The 17,441-nt window shown below is 57.8% G+C and carries 18 protein-coding genes and 1 pseudogene; 10 read left to right on the forward strand and 9 right to left on the reverse strand.

Going from position 1 to position 17,441, the window contains the following annotated elements; all coding sequences use genetic code 11:
• Nucleotides 1–16: 16 nt before the first annotated feature.
• Complete coding sequence (locus KW837_RS05265; RefSeq protein WP_218394771.1) at nt 17–847, forward strand: undecaprenyl-diphosphate phosphatase; 831 nt, start codon at nt 17–19, stop codon at nt 845–847.
• On the forward strand, nt 844–1,275 hold the full coding sequence (locus KW837_RS05270; RefSeq protein WP_218394772.1) for a DUF1294 domain-containing protein: 432 nt from the start codon (nt 844–846) through the stop codon (nt 1,273–1,275). The genes KW837_RS05265 and KW837_RS05270 overlap by 4 nt, the downstream gene beginning before the upstream one ends.
• Nucleotides 1,276–1,281: 6 nt before the next feature.
• Here KW837_RS05270 and KW837_RS05275 read toward each other — a convergent pair whose 3' ends face one another.
• Nucleotides 1,282–1,641 carry an MmcQ/YjbR family DNA-binding protein gene (locus KW837_RS05275; protein ID WP_218394773.1) on the reverse strand — a complete coding sequence of 120 codons (360 nt, stop codon included), beginning with the start codon at nt 1,639–1,641 and terminating at the stop codon, nt 1,282–1,284.
• Nucleotides 1,638–2,546 carry a LysR substrate-binding domain-containing protein gene (locus tag KW837_RS05280; protein ID WP_218394774.1) on the reverse strand — a complete coding sequence of 303 codons (909 nt, stop codon included), beginning with the start codon at nt 2,544–2,546 and terminating at the stop codon, nt 1,638–1,640. The genes KW837_RS05275 and KW837_RS05280 overlap by 4 nt, the downstream gene beginning before the upstream one ends.
• Nucleotides 2,547–2,678: 132 nt before the next feature.
• Between KW837_RS05280 and KW837_RS05285 the strand changes: the two genes are divergently transcribed.
• Together KW837_RS05285 and KW837_RS05290 are read left to right on the forward strand one after the other, a co-directional pair.
• Nucleotides 2,679–3,290, forward strand: a complete 612-nt coding sequence (locus KW837_RS05285; protein ID WP_218394775.1) for an FMN-dependent NADH-azoreductase — start codon at nt 2,679–2,681, stop codon at nt 3,288–3,290.
• Between the two features lie 169 nt (nt 3,291–3,459).
• Nucleotides 3,460–4,497 carry a dienelactone hydrolase gene (locus KW837_RS05290; protein ID WP_218394776.1) on the forward strand — a complete coding sequence of 346 codons (1,038 nt, stop codon included), beginning with the start codon at nt 3,460–3,462 and terminating at the stop codon, nt 4,495–4,497.
• A 122-nt stretch (nt 4,498–4,619) separates the two neighbouring features.
• On the opposite strand, the gene KW837_RS05295 is transcribed toward KW837_RS05290, so the two are convergent.
• The 3 genes and pseudogenes from KW837_RS05295 to KW837_RS28695 all read right to left on the reverse strand — a co-directional run.
• Complete coding sequence (locus tag KW837_RS05295; protein WP_218394777.1) at nt 4,620–5,807, reverse strand: MFS transporter; 1,188 nt, start codon at nt 5,805–5,807, stop codon at nt 4,620–4,622.
• Nucleotides 5,808–6,116: 309 nt separating this feature from the next.
• On the reverse strand, nt 6,117–7,706 hold the full coding sequence (locus KW837_RS05300; protein WP_123496728.1) for an ABC-F family ATPase: 1,590 nt from the start codon (nt 7,704–7,706) through the stop codon (nt 6,117–6,119).
• Nucleotides 7,707–7,711: 5 nt separating this feature from the next.
• Nucleotides 7,712–7,944 (reverse strand): annotated as a pseudogene (locus KW837_RS28695) (integrase); the annotation flags it as partial.
• Nucleotides 7,945–8,358: 414 nt separating this feature from the next.
• Between KW837_RS28695 and KW837_RS05305 the strand changes: the two are divergent.
• Nucleotides 8,359–8,640: an excalibur calcium-binding domain-containing protein gene (locus KW837_RS05305; protein WP_218394778.1), complete on the forward strand. Its 282-nt coding sequence runs from the start codon at nt 8,359–8,361 to the stop codon at nt 8,638–8,640.
• A gap of 141 nt (nt 8,641–8,781) precedes the next feature.
• On the opposite strand, the gene KW837_RS29000 is transcribed toward KW837_RS05305, so the two are convergent.
• The gene (locus KW837_RS29000; RefSeq protein ID WP_371317102.1) at nt 8,782–8,988 is read right to left on the reverse strand and encodes a hypothetical protein; all 207 of its coding nucleotides are present in this window, start codon (nt 8,986–8,988) and stop codon (nt 8,782–8,784) included.
• Nucleotides 8,989–9,369: 381 nt separating this feature from the next.
• On the opposite strand from KW837_RS29000, the gene lpxO reads away from it, so the two are divergent.
• Complete coding sequence (gene lpxO, locus KW837_RS05310) at nt 9,370–10,269, forward strand: lipid A hydroxylase LpxO (RefSeq protein WP_218394779.1); 900 nt, start codon at nt 9,370–9,372, stop codon at nt 10,267–10,269.
• A 144-nt stretch (nt 10,270–10,413) separates the two neighbouring features.
• Here lpxO and KW837_RS05315 read toward each other — a convergent pair whose 3' ends face one another.
• Nucleotides 10,414–11,274: a Ku protein gene (locus KW837_RS05315; protein ID WP_218395157.1), complete on the reverse strand. Its 861-nt coding sequence runs from the start codon at nt 11,272–11,274 to the stop codon at nt 10,414–10,416.
• Between the two features lie 210 nt (nt 11,275–11,484).
• On the opposite strand from KW837_RS05315, the gene KW837_RS05320 reads away from it, so the two are divergent.
• Together KW837_RS05320 and KW837_RS05325 are read left to right on the forward strand one after the other, a co-directional pair.
• A complete protein-coding gene (locus tag KW837_RS05320) occupies nt 11,485–11,841 on the forward strand; it encodes a hypothetical protein (RefSeq protein ID WP_218394780.1) in 357 nt (118 codons plus the stop codon).
• A gap of 51 nt (nt 11,842–11,892) precedes the next feature.
• Nucleotides 11,893–13,044, forward strand: coding sequence for a PQQ-dependent sugar dehydrogenase (locus tag KW837_RS05325; RefSeq protein ID WP_218394781.1), 1,152 nt, complete (start codon nt 11,893–11,895; stop codon nt 13,042–13,044).
• Between the two features lie 105 nt (nt 13,045–13,149).
• On the opposite strand, the gene rimI is transcribed toward KW837_RS05325, so the two are convergent.
• Nucleotides 13,150–14,247 carry a ribosomal protein S18-alanine N-acetyltransferase gene (gene rimI, locus KW837_RS05330; RefSeq protein ID WP_218394782.1) on the reverse strand — a complete coding sequence of 366 codons (1,098 nt, stop codon included), beginning with the start codon at nt 14,245–14,247 and terminating at the stop codon, nt 13,150–13,152.
• Nucleotides 14,248–14,447: 200 nt separating this feature from the next.
• On the opposite strand from rimI, the gene KW837_RS05335 reads away from it, so the two are divergent.
• Nucleotides 14,448–15,926, forward strand: coding sequence for a RimK family protein (locus KW837_RS05335; RefSeq protein ID WP_218394783.1), 1,479 nt, complete (start codon nt 14,448–14,450; stop codon nt 15,924–15,926).
• A gap of 7 nt (nt 15,927–15,933) precedes the next feature.
• On the forward strand, nt 15,934–16,857 hold the full coding sequence (locus tag KW837_RS05340; protein ID WP_218394784.1) for a magnesium transporter CorA family protein: 924 nt from the start codon (nt 15,934–15,936) through the stop codon (nt 16,855–16,857).
• A gap of 145 nt (nt 16,858–17,002) precedes the next feature.
• Here KW837_RS05340 and KW837_RS05345 read toward each other — a convergent pair whose 3' ends face one another.
• On the reverse strand, nt 17,003–17,338 hold the full coding sequence (locus tag KW837_RS05345) for a DUF2834 domain-containing protein (RefSeq protein ID WP_218394785.1): 336 nt from the start codon (nt 17,336–17,338) through the stop codon (nt 17,003–17,005).
• Between the last annotated feature and the right edge of the window lie 103 nt (nt 17,339–17,441).

Raw genomic sequence — 17,441 nt, forward strand, 5'->3', positions numbered from 1 at the left:
GTTTCTTGGGGGATTGATGGATCTTTGGACGGCCTTTCAGGCATTGATTTTAGGCGTGGTAGAAGGGCTGACGGAGTTCTTGCCCATTTCCAGTACCGGGCACCAGATTATTGTGGCGGACTTGCTCAATTTCGGCGGCGAGCGGGCCATGGCCTTCAATATCATCATTCAGCTCGGCGCGATCCTGGCGGTGGTCTGGCAGTTTCGCCGCAAGATCTTCGACGTGGTCATTGGCTTGCCGACGCAGCCCAGCGCTCGGCGTTTTACCGCGAACCTGTTGATCGCTTTCCTGCCGGCGGTGGTGTTGGGGGTGATTTTCGCCGACTTGATTCACGAGTACCTGTTTAACCCGATTACCGTGGCTACCGCATTGGTCGTGGGCGGGGTCGTGATGTTGTGGGCCGAACGTCGTCAGCATGAAGTGCATGCTGAAAGCGTCGATGACATTACCTGGAAAGACGCTCTCAAAGTCGGCTTCGCCCAGTGTCTGGCGATGATTCCGGGGACTTCGCGTTCCGGCTCGACGATCATTGGCGGTTTGCTGTTCGGGTTGTCGCGCAAAACGGCCACCGAATTCTCGTTCTTCCTCGCCATGCCAACCATGGTCGGGGCGGCGGTGTACTCGGGCTACAAATACCGCAGCCTGTTCGTGCCGGCTGATTTTCCGGTATTTGCCATTGGCTTCATCACCGCCTTCATCTTTGCGATGATCGCCGTTCGGGCCCTGCTGATCTTCATTGCCAGCCACAGCTATGCGACATTCGCCTGGTATCGCATTGTGTTCGGTCTGGTGATCCTGGCCACCTGGCAATTCGGTTGGGTCGACTGGACCGCGGTCAAGCCATGAGCGATTCCAGTGCGCGCAACAATAACCCCGGGCGCAATTCCGGGGGCGCCATGCAGAACCTGCGGCTGAAACTGCTGGTATTCGTTGTGCTGTGCGCAGTGCCGTTGTTTGGCTCGGTGTCTATGTGGCTGCGCGGGGTGTCGGTGATTCCCCTGGCGGCCTACGGCATCGTCAGCGTGCTGGCGTTTTTCCTGTACTGGAGCGACAAGCACAAGGCCCGCGCCGATAGCTGGCGCACGCCGGAGAACGTCTTGCACGCGGTGGAGCTGGCGGGTGGTTGGCCGGGCGCTTTGCTGGCCCAGCAAGCGTTTCGGCACAAGACCCGCAAAGTCTCGTTTCAGGTGGTGTTCTGGCTCATCGTGCTGATGCACCAGGTGTTCTGGATCGATCAGCTGTTTCTGGGCGCTAACCTGTTTGCATTGCTTTAAAGCACTTTAAAGCAGCAAACCGACCTGCGTGCGCTTGGGCAACTTGCTCACCACCAGTTGGTGGGAACGTTGCAGCAAGCCTTGCAGCTCTTCGGTGCCCAGGGGGTAGGGCGTTTCCATGATGACCCACTGGGCCCGGGCCAGATACGGTGCCGGGTGAATGCCCGGCCGGTCGCAATGGCCCAGGAACAGGTCCTTGTCGACCTTGAACGCCAGGGACTGTCCCCGCAGGTTCTGCAAGGCAAACATCTTGTTCCCGGCAATCGAAAACACCCGCACGCCACCCCACTTGTAATCCTCCCGCGCGCCGGGCAACGCCAGGCAGTATTGCGTGACATCCTCTTCGCTCATTCGTCCCGCTTTCATAACAGTCTGTCCCCGCAAACATTGAATGATTCGATCAAATGATCGATCCAGGCGCGCACCGCCGGCATCACCCCGCGTCGATGAGGGTAGACGGCTTGCAACCAGCCGCCCGGCAATGACCAGTCGGGCAATAGTTGCACCAGCGAACCGTTTTCCAGCTCTTGCTCGCAATACATCATGGGCAGCATGGTAAAGCCCTGGCCGTTGAGGGTGCAGGCTTTGCGCACGATGAAATCTTCGCAGCCCAAACGCGCCTCAAGGCTCAGGTCGTAGTTTTTGCCCTGTTGATCAAGCATGCGGATGTGCACCATGCGATCGGCCTCCAGAGCGCCGAGCACGGGCAGATTTTTCAGGTCTTCGGGATGATTGATTTCATGGCCGAGCAAAAATGCCGGGCTGGCAACCATCAGCATCTGGGCCTGACGCAGGCGACGGGTCACCAGCAATGGATCTTCATCACCCAGATCCCGCACTCTCAAGGCAACGTCGACGCCCTCGTTGATCAGGTCAACCCGACGATTGAGCAGCATGACTTCCAGTTGAACCTGGGGGAATTTCTCCAGAAAGTTACTGATCACCCCAGGCAGCATTTGATGGGCCAACCCTACGGGGCAGGACACTCGCAAGCGCCCCCGGGGTTCGCTGGACATGCTGGCCACCGCTTCGTCGGCCATTTCGGCCTCCAGCAGCATCGCCTGACAATGGCGCAAGTAGCGCTCGCCCACGGCGGTGAGGTTGAGTTGGCGGGTTGTGCGTTGCAGCAGGCGCGCGCCGAGGCGTTCTTCCAGCTCAGCAATGCGTCGCGACAATCGCGACTTGGGAATCCCAAGCAAACGCCCGGCTGCAGCAAAGCCACCGGCTTCGACCACTTTGGCGAAATAGTAGAGGTCGTTGAGGTCTTGCATCGATTTAATACTCGACTGTTCTATCAGTGGGACGAACTATCGCATTGTTACCGACTAATCAGCCATTGCTTTCGTCGGTAGGATTGTCTCCATCAGATCGCCCGGTGGCGATCCTCACCTTGGAGATCCCACATGAAATTACTGCATATCGATTCGAGCATTCTGGGTGACAACTCGGCTTCCCGTCAGCTGAGCGGCGAAGTCGTCAAAACCTGGCAAGCTGCCGAGCCTGGCGTTGTGGTGACTTACCGCGACCTGGCCGCCGATGCCATCAGCCATTTCTCGGCCAACACCCTGGTTGCCGCCGGCACTGCCGCAGAGCTGCGCAACGCCGCGCAACAGCACGAAGCCGAGCTGAGCGCGCAGGCCCTGGCCGAATTCATCGCCGCCGATGCCGTCGTGATTGCCGCGCCGATGTACAACTTCACTATTCCGACCCAACTCAAGGCCTGGATCGACCGCATCGCCGTGGCCGGTCAGACTTTCCGCTACACCGAAGCCGGCCCTGAAGGCCTGTGCGGCGGCAAGAAAGTCGTGATCGTTTCCACTTCCGGTGGTCTGCATGTCGGTCAGGCAACCGGTGTTGCGCACGAAGATTATCTGAAAGTGCTGTTCGGCTTCCTCGGTATCACCGACATCGAGTTCGTCCGCGCCCATGGCCTGGCCTATGGTGATGAAGTGCGCACCAAAGCCATGAGTGACGCTCAGGCGCACATCAGCGAGCAACTGTTCGTCGCTGCGTAAGGCTTGCGTAAAGTCGTAAACAGCCTCGGGCAATACCCCTGAAACTCTGTATTCTGGTCATCGTGATGGCCAGGTACGGAGTTTTTTGTTTCTGGCGTTATCGATTTATGGCCCAGGTTATGCAGTCGAGGGCTGACATCTGTGGTCAGGTAACAAGGTGGGGCATCCGATGGTGCGTCTTTGTGCAACGCTACTGATTTGCCTGCTCGGCAGTCTGAGTTTGGTGCATGCCGCGTCTGCGCCGCATCTTCACTGGAGCGTCGGTTTCCATGAGATGACCTTCCTCGATCCACTGGATTTGCAGCCGATGCGCGCCATCGCGTTTTACCCGTCCAGTGAAAAGGAACATTCCAGCACGCTCGAGGGCTATACGGTCGAAGCGGGTGAAGACACCAAAGTCGCCATCGGACGTTTCCCGATGCTGATGTTGTCCCACGGCAACACCGGAACCCCGCTGGCCCTGCACGACCTCGCCACCTCATTGGCGCGCAAGGGCTTTGTGGTGGTGGCGGTGATCCATCCCGGCGACAACTCCAAAGACCACAGCCGCCTCGGCACCTTGAGCAACCTTTATGGTCGGCCGATCCAGATTTCCGAAGCCATTACCGCGACTTTGGGCGACCGGATGCTCGCGCCTTTCGTCAATGCTCAGCAGGTCGGGGTGATTGGCTATTCGGCGGGCGGTGAGACTGCACTGATTCTGTCCGGCGCCACCCCGGATCTGGATCGCCTGCGCCGTTATTGCCAGGAGCGCCCGGATGATCACGATGCCTGCAACACGCAGGGCGAACTGATCGTCGACCGCGATGATTTGCAGCCAGTGGCGGACCCGCGCGTGCATGCCTTGCTGCTGATGGCACCGCTGAGTCTGAAGTTCGGCCGCCATACCTTGGCCGATGTGCATGTGCCGGTGCTGCTTTACAGCGGTGATGGCGACAAACTGGTGGCGTTCGACAAAAACGCCGCAGCGCTTGCGCGCAAACTGCCAACCGCACCGGACTTCAAATTGCTGGCCGGGGCAGGGCACTTCGTGTTCCTGGCGCCGTGCAACGAAGAACAGATCGCCGCCATGCCGGCGCTGTGTACCGATGCTGACGGCGTCGACCGCAAGGACATTCACCGCAACATGATTTCCGAAGCCGGACGGTTCTTCGCCCATACCCTGGGCAAACCTACCCGCGCCGGGATGCAAACCGCGGATCAATAATTTCCCCCGGAACCCTTGTGGGAGCGGGCTTGCTCGCGAAGAGGGCGTGTCAGTCGAGATAGATGTGTCTGACCCACCGCATTCGCGAGCAAGCCCGCTCCCACAGGGGATATGCGGCAGGCTTAGACCATCGCTCGGCGTTTCAGCAGCAGGGTCAAACCAAGTCCGGTTATCGACAACATCGCCGCACTAAAGAAAATCCACGAATACCCCAGGTTCAACGCCACCGCGCCCATCAGCGGTCCGGCAATCGCCAGCGCCAGATCGAAAAACACCGCGTAGGCACTCAAACCCGCTCCGCGACTGGAATTGGGCACTTGCTTGATCGCTTCCACCCCCAGCGCCGGATACACCAGCGACAGACCGAACCCGGTCAGCCCAGCGCCGATCAAGGCATAACCCGTCGAGGGCGCCAGCCACAGCAGGACCAGCCCCACGGTTTCAATGGTCATGCAGGCGATGGCGGAGGTGAAGCCGCCGAAGCGGCTGATGCTGGAGATAAACAACAACCGCGCCAGAATGAAACAGACCCCGAATACCGTCAGGCAATAAGCCGCGCCGGTCCAGCCAAGGCTGACGTAATACAGGGTAATAAAGGTGGTGAGCGTGCCGTATCCGATGGACGCCAGGCTCAGGCTCGCGCCGAAGGGGGTAATGCGCCCGAACACCGCCCAGAACGGCAGGCGCTCGCCGCGAATCACCGGCACCGACGGTTTGTTGCGGATCAACAGCAGCGCCAGCAGGGCCAGTAACGACAGCGCGATCCCGAGGCTGGCGAACCCCAGTTCAGCGACCATCAGCACCCCCAGCGGCGCGCCGATAGCGATGGCACCATAGGAGGCGATACCGTTCCAGGAAATCGAACGCGCCGTGTGCTCGGCACCGACCTGGCCCATGCACCAACTGATCGTGCCGACCCCGATCAATCCCTGGGCGATGCCCAGCAACAAGCGGCCAGCGATCAGAATGATCAGGCTCAACAACGGCACACTTTGCAGCAGGGTCGACAGCCATGTCAGCACGCCGCTCGACGCAATCCCCGACAAGCCGTAAACAATCGCCCGCTTGGTGCCGATGCTGTCCGACAGACGTCCGGCCATGGGCCGGCTGAGCAGGGTGGCCAGGTACTGAGAACCAATAGTCAGCCCCGCCACGATGGCGCTGAACCCCAACTGTTCATGGACATACCCGGGCAACACCGCAATCGGCAAGCCAATGCAGAGGAAAGCAATAAAGGTATAGAAAACGATGGAGACGATCTGCCGGGTGATAGCCATGGAGCTTTGCGGGGGCAGTTGCTGCACAGACATGAGAGCTCGTTCGCGGGCGGCGGTAGGAGAACTGCATCATGGCGTGGGTATGAAATAAAAGAAAGCAGGCTAACGATGTGGATTGCAGAATATGACTGGCTTCAGCTTTGTGTGTTCCTGAGGGCCTCTTCGCGAGCAAGCCCGCTCCCACAGTGGATCTCCAGTGGTCATCAATCTTCTGTACGCAGTCGATCCACTGTGGGAGCGGGCTTGCTCGCGAAGGTTTCAGCACCACAATCATTCTGGCCACGAAAATGCAAAAAGCCCCGTCACCAGGACAGGGCTTTTCAATTGAAGCTTGCAGCCGTCTTACATCAAAACACCCTGACTACGCAGGTAGTCGTCATAGGTGCCGCTGAAGTCGATCACGCCATCGGCGCTCAACTCGATGATGCGAGTGGCCAGGGACGATACGAACTCACGGTCGTGGCTGACGAAGATCAGCGTGCCCGGGTAGTTCTCCAGCGCCAGGTTCAGCGCCTCGATGGATTCCATGTCCAAGTGGTTGGTCGGTTCGTCCATCACCAGCACGTTCGGCTTTTGCAGGATCAGCTTGCCGAACAGCATGCGACCTTGCTCACCACCGGAGATGACCTTGACCGACTTGAGGATCTCGTCGTTGGAGAACAGCATCCGGCCGAGGGTGCCGCGAACCAGTTGTTCGCCGCCCTGGGTCCATTGACCCATCCAGTCGAACAGGTTGCAGTCATCTTCGAAATCATGCGCGTGGTCCTGGGCGTAGTAGCCCAATTCCGCGGCGTCGGTCCACTTCACGGTACCGGCATCCGGGGTCAATTCGTTGACCAGGGTGCGCAGCAGGGTGGTTTTACCGATACCGTTCGGGCCGATGATCGCCACGCGCTCGCCGGCTTCAACCTGGAAGCTGAAGTCCTTGAACAGCGGCTTGCCGTCGAAGCCTTTGGCCATGCGCTCGACGATGACCGCCTGACGGTGCAGCTTCTTGGTTTGTTCGAAACGGATGAACGGGCTCACACGGCTCGAAGGCTTGACTTCGGCCAGTTGGATCTTGTCGATCGCCTTGGCGCGGGAGGTCGCTTGCTTGGCTTTCGAGGCGTTGGCCGAGAAGCGGCTGACGAACGATTGCAGCTCGGAAATCTGCGCCTTCTTCTTGGCGTTGTCCGACAGCAATTGCTCGCGGGACTGGGTCGCCACGGTCATGTACTCGTCGTAGTTGCCCGGGAACAGGCGCAGCTCGCCGTAGTCCAGGTCAGCCATGTGGGTACACACGCTGTTCAGGAAGTGACGGTCGTGGGAAATGATGATCATCAGGCTGGAGCGCTGGGTCAGAATGTTTTCCAGCCAGCGGATGGTGTTGATGTCCAGGTGGTTGGTCGGTTCGTCGAGCAACAGCACTTCAGGATCGGAGAACAGTGCCTGCGCCAGCAACACGCGCAGTTTCCAGCCCGGGGACACTTCGCTCATCGGGCCAAAATGCTGCTCGATGCCGATACCCAGACCCAACAGCAGTTCACCTGCGCGGGATTCGGCGGTGTAGCCGTCCATTTCGGCGAATTCGGTTTCCAGTTCGGCCACGGCCATGCCGTCTTCTTCGGTCATTTCCGGCAGCGAGTAGATGCGGTCGCGCTCGGCCTTGACCTTCCACAGCTCTTCGTGACCCATGATCACGGTGTCGATCACGGTGAATTCTTCGTAGGCGAACTGGTCCTGGCGCAATTTACCCAGACGCACGTTCGGCTCGAGCATGACCTGGCCGCCGGACGGCTCGAGGTCGCCACCGAGGATTTTCATGAAGGTCGACTTGCCGCAACCGTTGGCACCGATCAGGCCGTAGCGGTTACCGGCGCCGAATTTGACCGAAACGTTTTCGAATAGCGGCTTGGCGCCGAACTGCATCGTGATGTTAGCTGTGGAGATCAATTACTTTACCTATCAATGGGTTGCGAGCTGCGCATTTGGCGCTTGGGCCATTCCTGGGACATTCTGGAGTTTCTCTCCATCTCTTCCCAGTCACCGCTAGAGTTCAACCAGCGCGCATAAGTCGAGAGCAGCATCTGGACGCGGTGTCCAAGCTGTTGGGCAAAAAGGCGGGATTCATGCCAGACATTGCGCATATTGTCGCATATGTGTGACGGCAGTTGTACGGTGGGCGATAACGTGTCGCAGGCTTCTTCAAGGTTCGGCCCCGGTTTGTGCAGAATCGGGGGCTGGCTGGGAGGTCGTTCATCCTGGATAGGCAGGGGAGCGTAGAGTTGTCTCGATGTTATTTTTGTTCAGCGTTGTGTTCGGGACACTTGGCGTGGCTCTGGGTAAAGTCAGCACCGCTTGCCCGGCCTCGTGTGTTTCAGATGGATTACTGAATGGCCAGCACTTGGTCAGGGTGGGCACCTCTTCAGATTCGTCTATCCATACCACGCGTGACAGCAGAAAGTGGGGAGGGGTCTATTCTTCTTCGTCAGGGCTCGGGTTTCCGGGCGCGCTGGCGCTTCGTCTTGCAGATACTGTTCCTGGTTCTTGCCCAAGACGCGCAACGTGAGAACGCAAATGGTCTCTCATCATGGGTGGGATCAAAATGAAACTGATTTTGGTGATGCTTGTTGTGGGTCTGTTGGCTTGGAAGTTTTCCCCTGAACTACAGTCCTGGGCTACGGCTCAACTATCGAATCCCAAAGAAATAGCTACAGTCGTGGCTGCGCCGAAGCCTGTTTCAGCGCCATTCAAATGTGATGGGCGCAAATATTGTTCACAGATGACCTCGTGCGCAGAGGCCAAAAACTTTCTGCAAAATTGCCCAGGAATGAAAATGGACGGCGACAACGACGCAATCCCCTGTGAGTCGCAGTGGTGCCAATGACTATTTGCCGCTCAGCGACAGGCTTAATGATTTAAGAAAAAATTTTAAATGGGGGCGTTTTGAAACCCGATTTTCTGACTGAACGTCTGGCTTGCCGCACGCTGAACAGCGTGCGACAAGCCAGACTGACCCGGTCGGGATTTAAAGCAAATAACCAGCGGCGTGTCCGGGATGGTTGTCTTGCCCTCCGGTAATGAGGTGCAGTGGAATGTGTTGTTGGTCATCGATAGACGGGATTTCGAAACTTCCCACTATTTGAAGGTGCCGCTCACTCAGCCCAGTCGACTCTTCTTCTTTTGCCTTAGCCATTCTCGCGTGGTTCGCTGCGATTTCATTGAGAGTTGACACGTTACATCTCCCGGTGACTGACCAAGCGTATCGCTGGAGTCCTAAGCGTTGATTTAATTGCCGCCGCGTCAGAATTACGTCGTTCTGGGGCTGCTACGTCCGGCCTCTGCAAAGCCTAAGCCAGACAGGGCGCGTATTGCGTGCCACGTTTTTATAGGCGACGAATGGTGGAGTGGCAGGGGGCTACCACCGCAAGAGCGGGTTCCCATTAGCAACCGCCCGCGCTACTAACAACGTGCACGCATTTTCACAGTTGAAGGTTAACTATTAGTTACAAAGTGTGGCTAAAATGCCATCTTTCGACGTCGTGCCGTCCATCGGCATGGCTCAAGAACGCGCCATCGGACGCAGTTTGTTCACTTCTGACGTGTGACGATTTTCGTGAAACTTATCATTGCCGCTATTTATGTCATCTCCATCGCGTATGTGCACTTGCGCGGAAAAGTGCGCCACAAATTAGGCCGTCAGTTAAGCGACCACTCGACGTTTCTGGCGCCGATCAATTGCTTCCTTTATCTGTTCTCCAAAACGCCGAACAAGCCTTATCTCAATCCAGCAGACTTTCCCGACTTGAGTCCTTTGCAGGCTCATTGGGAAGAGATTCGCGCCGAGGGCCAGAATTTACTCAAGGCCGGGGAGATCAAACGTTCCAATCAGTACGACGACGTTGGTTTCAACTCGTTTTTCAAAAGTGGCTGGAAGCGTTTCTACCTCAAATGGTACGGCGACAGTCACCCGTCCGCCGCAAAGCTCTGCCCGCGTACGACTGAACTGGTGCAAAGCATCGGCTCGATCAAGGCCGCGATGTTCGCCGAACTGCCGCCGGGTTCGAAACTGGTCCGTCACCGCGATCCGTATGCCGGTTCTTACCGTTATCACTTGGGGCTGGAAACGCCGAACGATGCCGGTTGCTACATCAACGTCGATGGTGAGAACTACCATTGGCGCGATGGCGAAGCGGTGATGTTCGATGAGACCTTCATTCATTACGCCGAAAACACCACTGCGCAGAACCGCATCATCCTGTTCTGCGACATCGAGCGGCCGATGAAGTATCGCTGGGCGGCGGCGTTCAACCGTTGGTTCAGCCGCACGGTGATGGCAGCGGCGGGGGCGCCGAACGATGCCGGCGACAAGGTCGGTGGCATCAACCGCTTGTTCGCCAGAATCTACACGATTCGCCTGCGCGGCAAAGCGCTCAAGAAGCGTAACCGTACTCGCTACTACCTGGAGAAATGGGCGGTTTTTGGCGGGTTGCTGGCGATTTTTGTTTTGATCTGAGTTTGGTATTGAGGCGTATGACGCCTTCGCGAGCAAGCCCGCTCCCACATTTGTCCTGTGAACGACACAGATCCAATGTGGGAGCGGGCTTGCTCGCGAAGAGGCCAGTATTTGCACCCCATAACTCATGGGTGCCAACAAGGGTCAGCCGCTCGACCGCTTCGTGGGTTTTTTCTGCGCAGCAGATTTGGCTTTAGTAGCCGCTTTACCGCCGCCCTTGCCACCAAGACTGCGTTTGAGCAGTTCGGTCAGATCGATAACATCGGCGGTTTTACGCACCTCTTCACCCGTCACGGTTTCGACATCTTCGATCTTGCCTTCATTCGCCTTCTTCTCGACCAGCGCCATGATCTTGTCTTCGAAACTGTCGCGGTACTCTTCGGGCGTCCAGTCGGCACTCATGTCTTCCACCAGCCGTTTGGCCATCTCCAACTCGCCTTTGGCCAGATCCGGCTTGGTCACTTCACTGCCCAGTTCCAGTTGAGCAATGCTGCGCACTTCGGCGGGCCAGCGCAGCATCACCAGCACCATGGCTGATTCCAGCGGCATGAGGGCCGCCAGGTGCTGGCGCGAATGCAACACCACGCGGGCCAGGGCGACCTTGTCGGTTTTGCTGAGGGTTTCGCGCAACAGCGCATAGACCTTGCCGCCGCGTTTGTCCGGCGCCAGGTAGTAGGGCGTGTCGATGTTTTGCAGAGGGATTTGCTCGCTGCCGACAAAGGCAAAAATGTCGATGGTTTGGGTCGACAGTGGATGAGCCGAGCGAATCTCCTCTTCACTGAGCACCACGTAACGTCCTTTTTCGTACTCGATCCCTTTGACGATGTGCTCTTGAGTGACTTCCTTGCCGGTGGCCTTGTTGATGCGCTTGTAGCCGACCGGGTCCATGCTGCGGCTGTCGAGCCATTTGAAATCGATCCCGTGCGAAGACGTCGCCGAAACCAGCGCAACGGGAATGTGCACCAGACCGAAACTGATTGCGCCTTTCCAGATTGCCCGTGCCATCGTCGTGACCTCGTCGTTGATGTTCAGGTGACCTGTGGCCAAGGGCAAAAGTTTCAGTCGGCGGCGGCCCGGTCCTGCGGGCGGATCGGCGGTGCGGTTAACTCGTGTTACATGTTGCGGGGGAGGTTTTAGTTAACAAATCCGAACCCTGGGCGTAGCGTGGCTCTATTCATCCATGAAGCATGGCACGCTCATTTAGAGAGGTCCCCCATGAACCGATGTGTGCTCGGCGTCATCGCGCTGGCATTGAGTGGCGTGCTAAGCCCTTTGGCTCTGGCAGACGCCGCATCGTCTTCTTCGCCCTTGCTGCTGGCGCAGAACCTGCCGGGAAGCAACAACAATCCCTACAACAGCCCGATTCGCCGGGCCAATCCCAACAGCATGCAAGGCACGCAACCCAATATCCCGGTAATCCGCGGGCCAAACACGGTGCCTGTGCCACGACCGCCAACGCTCGATAACGGCGGCATCGGCAATCGCTATCCGCAAGATCGACAGGCTCCCACCGGCCAACCGAAACTCATTCCCAATCCACCACCCCGGGGCTCGGACCGCAACTACCGTTGAACGGCGAGACAGAAGTCTTGCCAGCTCTATTGACGACAAAAGGAATCGTGCATGTTGCGTAAAACCCTCTTGGCCACTTTCTGTGCCAGCGCGTTATTAACCGTCACGGCGCCCGCCTTTGCAGCGCCAACACAGGATTTTAAAAGCGAGCAGGGCACCCTTGAGCTCACGCCGATCGTTAAAGGCCTGGACCACCCTTGGTCGTTGGCGTTTCTGCCTGACCGCCAAGGGATGCTGGTGACCGAACGGCCCGGCAACCTGCGGCTGGTTAGTGGCGACGGCAAACTCTCGGGCCCGCTCAGCGGCGTGCCTCAGGTCTGGGCCAAGGGGCAGGGCGGATTGCTCGATGTGGTGTTGTCGCCCGATTTCAAGCAAGACCGCATGGTCTATCTGTCTTACGCCGAAGGGGGCGGTGAGGGCGGCAAGGCCGGCACGGCGGTCGGTCGCGGACGGTTGTCGGAAGACCTGACGGCGATCAAGGATTTCAGGGTGATCTTCCGTCAGGAGCCCAAGCTCTCCGTCGGCAATCATTTTGGCTCACGACTGGTGTTTGACCGTGACGGTTATCTGTTCGTCACCCTGGGCGAGAATAACGACCGGCCCACGGCGCAAGATCTCGACAAGCTGCAAGGCAAGATCGTGCGGCTCTATCCGGATGGCAAGGTGCCGGCAGACAATCCCTTTGTCGGGCAAAAAGGCGTTCGCCCGGAAATCTGGTCTTACGGCCAACGCAACCCGCAAGGCGCGGCGCTCAACCCCTGGAGCGGCACGCTTTGGGAAAACGAGCACGGCCCACGGGGCGGCGACGAGATCAACATCATCGAGCGTGGCAAAAATTATGGCTGGCCGATGGCAACCCACGGCATCAACTATTCCGGCCTGCCGATCCCGGAAGCCAAGGGCGAAACCGCCGAAGGTACCGTGGGCCCGCACCATGTCTGGGAAAAATCCCCCGGCCTCAGCGGCATGGCCTTCTATGACGGCGATCGCTTCAAGGCCTGGCAGCACAACGTGTTTATCGGGGCGCTGGTGAGTCAGGAGCTGATTCGCCTGCAGTTCGAAGGCGACAAGGTTGTTCACGAAGAGCGGTTGTTGGGTGAGCTCAACAAACGGATTCGTGATGTACGGCAGGGGCCGGATGGTTATCTGTATTTGCTGACCGATGAAGATGACGGGGCGCTGTACAAGCTTGGCCTTAAGTAATCGCATAACCTGTGGCGAGGGAGCTTGCTCCCGCTGGGGTGCGAAGCGCCCCCATGCAATCGACTGCTTCGCACTCGAACGGGAGCAAGCTCCCTCGCCACAGGTTTACTCACGGCGATAGAGAATCACCGCAGCCCGCAGCTTGCCTCGTCCGAAACTGCACATTTTGTCGAATTCCCCATGGCTGACCGGCAAGTGCTGGCAGTCCATCGGCTGACGATGCTGGCTGTGATCCACATCCGGATCGTGCAGGTAGACAAACTCTTCATCGCAATCGGTGACGATCACCCAGTGCGGCGCCTTGGAACGGGTCAGGCGATAGCTGCTGATCAATACCAGCGGCTGTCCGCCATCGTGCAGTAACCGTGGCAGATCCAGTGGTCCGCCGATCATTCGTTCCACGTCGGTGGCTTGCAACTGCGCCGTGAACGCCTCGTGTACCAGGCGCATTACGTCTTTTTTATGCGCATCGCGCACGCCGTCGAGAAACAGTGGCCCGGCCATGCTCAGTTGCAGCCGCACCCGAAAGCCACGCCGCCACGCTGCCAGCGCCAGACCTTGAGGGCTGCAGCCACCGTGGCCAGACGTCATGAACACCGTGGTCGCCTCGCGCCAGATTTGCAGTTCTTCACCGCGCTCCAACGCTCGATCGTCTTGCAGCGCGCCCATGGCCATCAGCAGGCAGGCCGGGCCACAGGTGAACTCGGTGGTCTGCGGGTAGTAAGGCACCTTGATGTTGCGTGAATCGCGGTGCTGGAGGATACGTTTTTCCAGGCGCAGCGCGTCGGCATGGTCCTGGTAATAGTCGTGAATCAGCGCAAAACGCCGGTAACCGTTACGCTCATACAGAGCAATTGCCGTTGGATTGTCGATGCGCACTTCCAGCCGCAGGTAGGCGCAGTCATGCTCAATGGCGCAGGCCTCGACACGTTCGAGCAACTGCTTGCCCAGTCCACTGCCGCGAGCATCAAGGGCTATCGCAATCGAGTACAGGCGCGCCAATGAAGTGCCCCGGTGAAACAGCACCACCGCATAGCCCACCAATTGCTCGCCTCGTTGGGCCACCAGCAGTTGCCCGTGAGCCCGAGTAATCATCCATTGAAAACTGCGACTGTTGAGCCGGTCCGTGGTGAAACATTGCTGTTCGAGTGCCAGCAGTGACGGTATGTCTTCAACTACCGCCAAGCGAAAAACAGGATTCATATAATCGCCGTAAAAGTTGCGTAACGAAACGGGACTTTCGAAAAAGTTCGTGCTTAATAGGAAAGGTCTTGTTCTTCAATGGATCAATCACTATGTCAGCGGTACAAGGTCATTGGCGCGAAGTATCTGAGCAAACGTTACCAACAGCAATAACTTCCACAAACTATTTAAATGGCTCGATCAAAACTTCCAGCCAGTTGATGATCATCGTCGAACGTAAGGAAGACTGGGCCTCCTACTTCCCCAGTGAAGACATCGTCACCGCCCAGGAATACCTCGAACAGACCCGCGACAACGAGCAGGGCAAGCGGGTTCAGGTGATTAACCTGTGCCGCAGCTACAAGTACCTCGGGCACGGTTATTACTGCTCGCTGCTGGCCGAAGCGCGGGGGCACAAGGTTATACCGTCGGTGCGGACCATCAGCGAACTGACCCGAAAATCCCTGTATGGGCTGGCCCTGGATGATCTGGATAAAACCCTGGAAAAGGCTCTCAGCAATCATCTTTACAGCGATACCGAAGGATTTACCCTGACACTGTATTTCGGCAAAACCGCTATCGAGCCATTACAGGATCTGGCTCGGCAGTTGTTCGAGGTTTTTCCTTGTCCAATATTGCTAGTTGAGTTTCGTCGAACTAACGGTTGGCACATCGAAGGTGTAAAGTCTGGCGCCTTGCATAAGTTGCGTGAAGATCAGGAAGATCAATTCGCTAATGCGCTCGACAGTTTCAGTCGCAAGATCTGGCGCATGCCGCGCTCCAGGCGATTGGCCCGTTATGACCTGGCCATTCTGCACGATCCGCAAGAAGCATTGCCGCCCTCCAATCCCAAGGCTTTGGACAACTTCGTCAGAGTCGGCAAGACACTAGGTATCGACGTCGAGCTGATTGAGCGCAAGGACTACGCCCGAATCGCCGAATACGACGGGCTCCTGATCCGCGAGACAACGAGCGTCGACAACCACACCTACCGCTTCGCCAAAAAAGCCGAGAGTGAAGGTTTGGTCGTGATGGATGACCCAGCGTCGATCCTGCGCTGCACCAACAAGGTTTACCTGACTGATTTGCTCAAGAGCCATCAACTGGGCATGCCCGCCACTGAAATCCTCTACAAGGAGCGACCGGAAGATTTCGAGCGGGTAGGCGAGCGTCTGGGGTTTCCACTGGTGCTGAAGATCCCCGACGGTTGTTTCTCAAAGGGCGTCATCAAGGTCGAAAGCCAGCAAGCCTTGCTTGAAGCCACCGCCGAACTGTTCGAACACTCGGTGTTGTTGCTGGCCCAGGAGTTTTTCTACACCGAATACGACTGGCGCATTGGCGTGCTCAACCGCAAACCGATCTTTGCCTGCCAGTACTTCATGTCCAAGGGCCATTGGCAGATCTACAACCACAAAGCCAAAGGCCAGGACATCAACGGCGAATGCCGCACCCTGGCGGTTCACGAAGCGCCGCGAGCGGTGGTTGAACTGGCGGTGAAAACCGCGAATCTCATCGGCGACGGCCTCTATGGCGTCGACCTCAAACAGTCCGGCGACAAAGTGGTGGTAATCGAAGTCAACGACAACCCGAACATGGACGCCGGCATCGAAGACGCCTACTTGCAGGACGATTTGTATTCCTTGGTGCTGGAAGAGTTTGTCCGTCGGCTGGAGCTCAAGCGCCGCGGCCAGGCCTGGTGAGCGGCCGATGATCAAAAGCTTTGAACTGAGCCACGGCGCCCTGCACGCGGTCGAACGGCTGGACGCCGACGTGATGCTGTTCAGCAACCCCGATGCGGCCGAGCGGGATCTGTTGCACAGCCATTTCAAGCTTGATGAACACGCTCTCGCCTCGGCCCTGGACCCCGACGAGGTGTCGCGCATCGAGTTCCACCCCGACAACCTGTTCCTGATCTGGAAACGCCCGGAAAACTACTCCGGCGGCGGCAGCCTGGCCTTCGAAGTGTCATCCTGCGGCTTGCTGTTTTCCCCGGGGCGTCTGCTGGTGATCGCCACCGACGACTCACCGCTCAGCGGCCTCGGCACGCGGCAGTCACTGAAGACACCACTGGATGTGTTGCTCGACCTGTTGTTCAACAACATTCACCACTATCTGGGGCACCTTAAGGTGATCAAGATGGTTGCCCGGGAGTTGCAGCAAAAATTCAATGCCTCGATGCAGAACCAGCATCTGGTCCAGATGTTCAACCTCAGCGAAAGCCTGATCTATTACATCAACGCCATTCACAGCAACGGCGCGGTCCTGACCCGGCTGCGTAATCATGCGGCGAAGGAACACTTCAGCCCTGAAGCCATCGGTTTGATCGACGATCTGATTATCGAGAACAACCAGTGCTACAAGCAGGCGGAAATCTACTCCACGGTGTTCTCCGGGCTGATCGACGCCCGGGGCAACCTGATGAACAACAGCATGAATAACCTGCTGCGCAAACTGACGCTGATCAACGTGGTGTTTCTGCCGTTGAACCTGGTTGCGAGCATTGGCGGCATGTCCGAGTTCAGCATGATGACCGCTGGTACGCCGTGGTGGATTTCCTATCCGTTGTTTCTGACGGCGATGATGCTGGGGGCGGGGGTGATGGTGCTCGGGCTCAAGCGCTTGGCGAAGTGACTTCGGCGGCTGTCAGATCGCCTTCGCGAGCAAGCCCGCTCCCACATTTAATCTCTGGTGTTCACAAATTATGTGTTCACGGAAGATCTAATGTGGGAGCGGGCTTGCTCGCGAAGGCAATCTCAACAGCACAACAACGCCTGGATCAGGCCTCTTGAGCTGCCTCGCCAGAGTTTTTCCGCTCCTGAAGCCCCCGCACCACCAGATACAACAACGGCCCGACCGACACAAAAACCGCCGTCACCACCAGATAGGGAACCACCGACAACCCCGACTGCCCACGCTGGCGCGCATCCTTGTACATCCAGATACCGGCAAGGGTCGCCAACAGGTATAAATCGATCACCACCTGCGCTGTATCGGGCCGCGACATCAGGCTGATGCCGAAGTCGAGCAACGACTGCTCGGCCTGCAGCATCACCGAAACGGTGTAGCCGGCGAAGGCGATCAGGGCGATGAGGGGCAGGGCGACAGACTTCATGGTTTCCTTCCTTGGGACAATGAGCAGAATCGCCAGCCTACAGCGGCCCTTGAAAATTGGCCATTGACTTGCCATCAGCCTCCGGCTAATTTCCAGCCATGAC

It is taken from the genome of Pseudomonas sp. PDM24 (assembly GCF_019218905.1).
GTDB lineage: Bacteria > Pseudomonadota > Gammaproteobacteria > Pseudomonadales > Pseudomonadaceae > Aquipseudomonas.

Coding starts and splice junctions, on each gene's coding strand:
- KW837_RS05265 (WP_218394771.1), top strand. CDS start 17: ATGGATCTTTGGACGGCCTTTCAGGCATTGATTTTAGGCGTGGTAGAA.
- KW837_RS05270 (WP_218394772.1), top strand. CDS start 844: ATGAGCGATTCCAGTGCGCGCAACAATAACCCCGGGCGCAATTCCGGG.
- KW837_RS05275 (WP_218394773.1), bottom strand. CDS start 1,641: ATGAAAGCGGGACGAATGAGCGAAGAGGATGTCACGCAATACTGCCTG.
- KW837_RS05280 (WP_218394774.1), bottom strand. CDS start 2,546: ATGCAAGACCTCAACGACCTCTACTATTTCGCCAAAGTGGTCGAAGCC.
- KW837_RS05285 (WP_218394775.1), top strand. CDS start 2,679: ATGAAATTACTGCATATCGATTCGAGCATTCTGGGTGACAACTCGGCT.
- KW837_RS05290 (WP_218394776.1), top strand. CDS start 3,460: ATGGTGCGTCTTTGTGCAACGCTACTGATTTGCCTGCTCGGCAGTCTG.
- KW837_RS05295 (WP_218394777.1), bottom strand. CDS start 5,807: ATGTCTGTGCAGCAACTGCCCCCGCAAAGCTCCATGGCTATCACCCGG.
- KW837_RS05305 (WP_218394778.1), top strand. CDS start 8,359: ATGAAACTGATTTTGGTGATGCTTGTTGTGGGTCTGTTGGCTTGGAAG.
- KW837_RS05315 (WP_218395157.1), bottom strand. CDS start 11,274: ATGGCACGGGCAATCTGGAAAGGCGCAATCAGTTTCGGTCTGGTGCAC.
- KW837_RS05320 (WP_218394780.1), top strand. CDS start 11,485: ATGAACCGATGTGTGCTCGGCGTCATCGCGCTGGCATTGAGTGGCGTG.
- KW837_RS05325 (WP_218394781.1), top strand. CDS start 11,893: ATGTTGCGTAAAACCCTCTTGGCCACTTTCTGTGCCAGCGCGTTATTA.
- rimI (WP_218394782.1), bottom strand. CDS start 14,247: ATGAATCCTGTTTTTCGCTTGGCGGTAGTTGAAGACATACCGTCACTG.
- KW837_RS05335 (WP_218394783.1), top strand. CDS start 14,448: ATGATCATCGTCGAACGTAAGGAAGACTGGGCCTCCTACTTCCCCAGT.
- KW837_RS05340 (WP_218394784.1), top strand. CDS start 15,934: ATGATCAAAAGCTTTGAACTGAGCCACGGCGCCCTGCACGCGGTCGAA.
- KW837_RS05345 (WP_218394785.1), bottom strand. CDS start 17,338: ATGAAGTCTGTCGCCCTGCCCCTCATCGCCCTGATCGCCTTCGCCGGC.